At 59.7% G+C, this 5,763-nt stretch carries 3 protein-coding genes and 1 pseudogene; 3 read left to right on the forward strand and 1 reads right to left on the reverse strand.

Annotation, left to right across the window (positions count from 1 at the left end; translation table 11 throughout):
• Positions 1-891: pseudogene (locus AB0362_RS26425) on the forward strand (IS21 family transposase); the annotation flags it as partial.
• Positions 888-1,691, forward strand: a complete 804-nt coding sequence (gene istB, locus AB0362_RS26430) for an IS21-like element helper ATPase IstB (RefSeq protein WP_317532659.1) — start codon at positions 888-890, stop codon at positions 1,689-1,691. The pseudogene AB0362_RS26425 and the gene istB, both read left to right, overlap by 4 nt.
• Before the next feature lie 13 nt (positions 1,692-1,704).
• On the opposite strand, the gene AB0362_RS26435 is transcribed toward istB, so the two are convergent.
• On the reverse strand, positions 1,705-3,582 hold the full coding sequence (locus AB0362_RS26435) for a hypothetical protein (RefSeq protein ID WP_317532660.1): 1,878 nt from the start codon (positions 3,580-3,582) through the stop codon (positions 1,705-1,707).
• Between the two features lie 531 nt (positions 3,583-4,113).
• Between AB0362_RS26435 and AB0362_RS26440 the strand changes: the two genes are divergently transcribed.
• Positions 4,114-5,346, forward strand: coding sequence for a HEPN domain-containing protein (locus AB0362_RS26440; RefSeq protein ID WP_149405189.1), 1,233 nt, complete (start codon positions 4,114-4,116; stop codon positions 5,344-5,346).
• The last annotated feature ends 417 nt before the right edge of the window (positions 5,347-5,763 follow it).

The following is a 5,763-nucleotide window of genomic DNA, read 5'->3' on the forward strand; positions in this document are numbered from 1 at the left end:
GCTGCTCATTACGGGTTCGCACCGGACTTCTGCCACGCGAACGACCCACAATCGAAAGGCGTCGTGGAGAACCTCGTCGGATACGCCCAACGCGATCTCGCTGTCCCGTTGCTCACCGAATCAGCCATCGCCGACACCACCGTCGATGTCCACGCAGCCAACGCCGCCGCCAGGGTGTGGTGCACGGAAGTCAACGCCAGGGTGCATTCGGAAATATGCGCGATCCCGAACGACAAACTCGACGAAGAGCGAGAGTTGTTGTCACCGTTGCCATCGCTCCGACTGGAGATCGGTCCACCGCCGGTGACCCGCAAAGTCGATCGCTTGTCCTGCGTGCGGTTCGCGTCCGCGCGTTACTCCGTGCCGGTGCGGTTGATCGGCGCGACCGTCACCCTCGTCCAGACCGAGGGGCGGTTGGTGGTTGTCGAGCCGGCCACCGGTGAGGTCGTCGCCGAACACGACCTGGGCCAGCCGGGGACCGCGTCGGTCCTCGACGAGCATTACGGCGGTGCCCGCCCCGCACCCCATCGTGGTCCCAGGCCGAGAACAACTGTCGAGCAACAGTTCTGCGCACTCGGACCCGAAGCAGAAGCATTCCTCGTCGGAGCCGCCGCGATCGGCAACACCAGGCTCGGATCCGAGCTCGAGATCCTGCTGGCACTCGGCGCAGCACATGGCACCGAACTGTTGGTGGCGGCGTTGACCCGAGCGGTGGCGTTCCGTCGATTCCGGGCCGCGGACGTCCGATCGATTCTCGCTGCCGGTGCCGGAGCGCCACAGCCCAGGCCGGCCGGGGACGCGTTGATTCTGGACCTGCCGACCGCACCGACGCGCTCCCTCGATGCCTACGCCATCCGGACCCCTGCCGCCGATACGCAGGTGCCGTCATGACCGACACCACCACTGCACACTCTCCGAAGGCTGCTGCGCCCCAGCATGTTCCCGAACTCGCTGCTGATCTCGACGCCGGACTACGTCGCCTGAAACTGGCTGCAATCCGCCGGACCGCACCGGAGGTGTTGATCACTGCGAAGACGCAACGCTGGACCCCGGAAGAAGTGCTGCGGACGCTCATCGAGTCCGAACTCGCCGCACGTGATGCCTCCAACATCGTCCACCGGCTCAAAGCTGCCGCGTTCCCGGTGACCAAAACGTTGGAGTCCTTTGACGTCGCAGCGTCATCGATCCAGCCGAAGGTGTTCGACTACCTCTCCAGCCTGGAATGGGTTCGGGCACAGTCGAACCTGGCGATGATCGGACCTGCCGGGACAGGCAAGTCGCATACCTTGATCGGACTCGGTGTCGCCGCCGTCCACGCTGGACACAAGGTCCGCTACTTCACCGCCGCCGATCTCGTCGAAACCCTCTATCGCGGATTGGCAGACAATACCGTCGGCAAAATCATCGAATCACTGCTGCGGGTCGACCTGATCATCATCGACGAAATGGGCTTCGCCCCGCTCGACGACACCGGCACGCAATTGCTGTTCCGTCTCGTCGCCGGTGCCTACGAACGCCGCTCGTTGGCGATCGGATCGCACTGGCCGTTCGAGCAATGGGGCCGGTTCCTGCCCGAGCACACCACCGCCGCCTCGATCCTCGACCGATTGCTCCACCACGCCACCATCGTCGTCACCGACGGCGAGTCCTATCGCATGAAAGACGCACAACACCGTAAGGACCGCCCCTGAAAAACCGGAAACATCAACACGGGGTGGGGACTTTCACCTGGCCACCAGCGGGGACTTCAACTTGGCCATTGACAGGTCGATCAACACCAGAAATATCGAGGAAGGTTTGAGGCCGAACTGGCATCCCCCCAGTGCACATCAGACGCCAGCGTGCGAGGATTTCGACGAATAGCTGCGGCCCGCGATGTTCGCACACTCCCTCGAAGACTTGAAGTTCGCTGTAAGTCAAGATTCCAGGCGATGTTACGAACCTGCCGAGCTCCCCGAGGACGGAGTGTGACCGCAGCTTGAGGTCAACATCAGAGAGCACATTCGGCGGAATACCTCCGTTCGGCACAACGACCATGGGTACGAATACCGTCTGCTCGTCGAAGGTGCGGCCCTCCCAGCCATGCTGAGCAAGCAGCTCGATTGTTGACCTCAGCTGTAGAAACTTCCTCCTGACGAATGTGTCTTCGAGATCCGCGGTGTAGTCCTCGGCATCAGCAAAGCCCTGCGCTGCTTTCTCGTCCAGCCAGTGATTGGTGGCGTCGACCAAGAGGCAGTACTTGCCGGAAGCCAGTACCCAGTCGCAGACGGACGGCTTGTCGCCCCTCTGTTTCCATGCTTGCTGCATCTCCCGCTCGGTAATCAGTTTGATCGTCGGCCGAGCTCTTCGAGTCGCTCGACGAAGAAGGTATCCGATGGTGTCTTCAAAGACATAGTTCGAGGCCAGGCTGAACTGCTCGCCACGCGGATCCTTCTCGGTGCCGAAAGCAAAGAAGGTTTGCCAGTACAGCTGCGAGCCACAAAGGCGATCAAGCACCCAAACAGGTCGCAAAGCAACATACTCATCATCCCCAAACCGGATAAGGGGCCGCTCGGCGAACGTATAGCGGCGGTGCGCAAGCAACCCCTTCTTACGCTCGGCCTTGAGCCGTTTTCGATACTCCTGCACAGTGAGAGAAGCCGCAGTTTTCATCAAGGTGACAGCCTGCGAATCAGCCCACTGGGCAAAATCAATGGCGTTGAGCGTCACGGCACCAGTCTTGGTTCGTGTCCAAAGCTGGAGTCCGAGTTTAATGAATTCGGTCAGCGAAACCCCAGTGGCCTGTTCGAATGCCTCGATAGCGGTGTCGCCGATCAGGTCGTGCGGGGCCAACTCTGGCCACTTCTTGAACCAGGTATCGTAGGCGTCGCCAAGTAGGACATCTGGCACTGTGGTGGCGTTCGCTTGCATCCGGGCTAGATCTGAAAGCATTTGCCGCTGAGCCTCGTCGCGAACCATGTCATCGTCGACTGCCATCGCCGCGTTGTATCGCTCCAGGTCGTCCTGCGTGGGAGGCCAAGTCCGAAAGAAGTCGGGGAGGTCTTGGCGTTCCTGATCGCCGTTGATCGACAGCATCAACAGCACGAAGTCGTCGATTCCGAAGATAGGGATTGTATTGCCGGTTCCCGTGGTTGCAGCGTCGGTGATGGAGCACCATTCAATGGCCTCACGAATTAGTTGAGTTACTGCGGCAGGTGGTAACAGTACGTTTCCCTTACTCACAGATTCGATGACCTTGGACGAGAACTCCCCGGTCAGCATGCTGACGAGGGTTTTTTCCCAGGCATTAGTCCGCGAGTTTAGGGCAGCGTCATCAAGCTGCGCGAACATCCTGCTGACAAATTCGAGGGTGCTCTGTAGTGCATAGCCGCCGAGCAAGGTTCTGCGCCCGTTCTCGTCGAGATGGTCGACGTCGATACTGGTCGAAGTTATGGATTGTGGGCCTAAATCCATCTTGGTCGTTTTCAGAAAAGCTTCGTAATCTCGGTCAGAGCTGAACCACGCTGGCCTCTCCGGCGGGGGCCCGCCCGGTGCACTGGTGCCGCCTCCAAAGGAATTACTCAATCTCGATCCAAAGACCATTTCGACCACCCCTAGCTGAAGTCCGCTCTAAACGGCCTCCGCTCCAAACGGACGCCCCAGCGGCGGCCGCGCCGTCACGCTACCGCCGCGCTACGACAAAAGGGCAGAAGACGTACCAGCAGATGTTCGTGGTCAAGAAGAAGGTGACGTTTCCGACCACGCCACACATCCCAGTGCTGTCGTCAGGATGTCTTGCCGGTGCGGTAGCTGTCGTATTCGACCTGATCGGTGGCTGTCGGCCAAGGACAGCGCAGTTTGTCCCGGCCTTGAGCAGGGCGAGAAAGAGGTTTCCGCATTCGTCACACCGGAACGCTGCTGGCCTGATGCTCGTCGACAACTCTCACGCGCCAAAGGCATCGCACAAGTCATCATGTAGGGACGACCGAGAGCGGCGACGGTCTGCGGTTGAGGATTCTCTGGATTTGGATCATGAATGCAGAGTCGTTGCCACTTAGGTGGCATGCTATCGAGCTGGGTGAGCGGCGAAGTCCGTCCGGGCTGAGCGATTAGACCTATGGCGGAGGTGGACCTGTGATCGTGGACAACGGGCAGTGGTGGATGCCATCCGATAGCGACCACACCGGCGCTGGCGATCTCACGACCGTTCACGACGGTTCTTTGCGCTTAAAGCTCGGTTGCCGTGTCGTCCCTAAGACCGATAGCAACCACATAACTGTGTGGGGTGTAACCGACGACGCCACGCCAGTAACTCTACTGGGCTGTCTGGTCCTGTCCGCTGAGGAGTCGACCCAGGAGGTGTACGTGCATGCTGCGCTAATTGGCGCTCACATCGCTTCCGGCGACGATCAGATCTTTCGTCGGGTGTCAGTAAGCCTGTCCAACCTGACCGACTGGGCAACCCGCGGACACGATCGACCGCCGCTGCCCGATCACATTAACAACCCCCAGTGTCCTGGTGAGCAGCTCAGCTTGCGTCGAGTGGGTAGCGAGGTCCAGCTGGTTATTGAGTCCGATGAACCCCGTAGGTGGATGGATTTCGACACCACTATCCGGGCGTTCGAAGACCTCCTTACATTGGCGGGCAGTGCAGACTGCCGGGTCGAGTCCGCTGTCCTATCCACCAGCGAAGGCATACGTGTCCAGTTACGGATGAAGGCTGAGCACGTGATCGAGCGTCGTTGGCATCCGGTATTCGTGCTCGGCACTGTCCCGGACCGGTTCATTTCCGACTGGCTCACGCTGCGCGCGCAGTTGGGGATGTCGGGTTCGGTGCTTTTCAGCGTCGACTACGGTGGCCCCGGGTACTTTCAGAACAAGCTGTTTAACGTTGCATCTGCTGCCGAGGGTATCCATCAAATTCTGTGTCCGACTACAACCGGCATCTCTGACCAGGAACACCACGAACTCAAGGCCTACATCAAAGCCTTGCCCGAGGGCCCGGTGCGGAGATGGGCACTCTCAGCAACTCAACGCAACCAGCCGGGCTTCGCGGCGCGAATGCGCGAGCTAGCCTCGATCCCCGACAGCGAGGCCGTTGCTACAGTACTCCATAACAAGGCCATGTGGGTTACCTGGATGGTCAATGCGCGCAACGCGATTGGGCATTCATCATGGGACGGTATGGAGAAAATCCCACGTGAGGTCAGACCTGCGTTGACCTACGTAACGAAAACTCTGCTGCACCTGGTGATGCTGGAAAGGCTCGGGCTCTCCCCTGAGCAGCAGCGCAACGCGGCCCCGGCGACCTACTACAATTTGCGGCAACGCTATGAGGACTACTTTGACTCAGCACCAGTGAACTAAGCTGCACGACCGAGCGTAGTCACTCTTTCGAATCGACGCGACGCTCGTTTTTCTCGCCGAGCCGTGGGTGTGGGAGGACGGCACGCCCGATTTTATGGATCTACAAACGTAAATTCGCAGCCGCCGGCGTGGACGCCTCCGGCGAAATGTCGATGATAGTGCCCCGTGGGGCACTATCTCTGGCCGTGCTACTCGTCTGCATTGCGCGCCATCGGCGGTGTTACGCAGTGTGCGTGTCGGTTACGCGTGACAACTCGCATCAGTTACGCACGACTGCAAACGGTTTCAGAAACTCTGTCCTTTGCATTGGCGTGTTGCTGACGGATAGTGCCCCATGGGGTGGTGTAATTCGGATCGGTGAACCATCCGGTTCATGATCAACGAGTTGTGTTGTATGTTAGGCGCTTTCGAGCTGAG

The sequence above is a fragment of the Rhodococcus sp. NPDC079359 genome, from assembly GCF_040702585.1.
Taxonomy (GTDB): Bacteria; Actinomycetota; Actinomycetes; order Mycobacteriales; family Mycobacteriaceae; genus Rhodococcoides.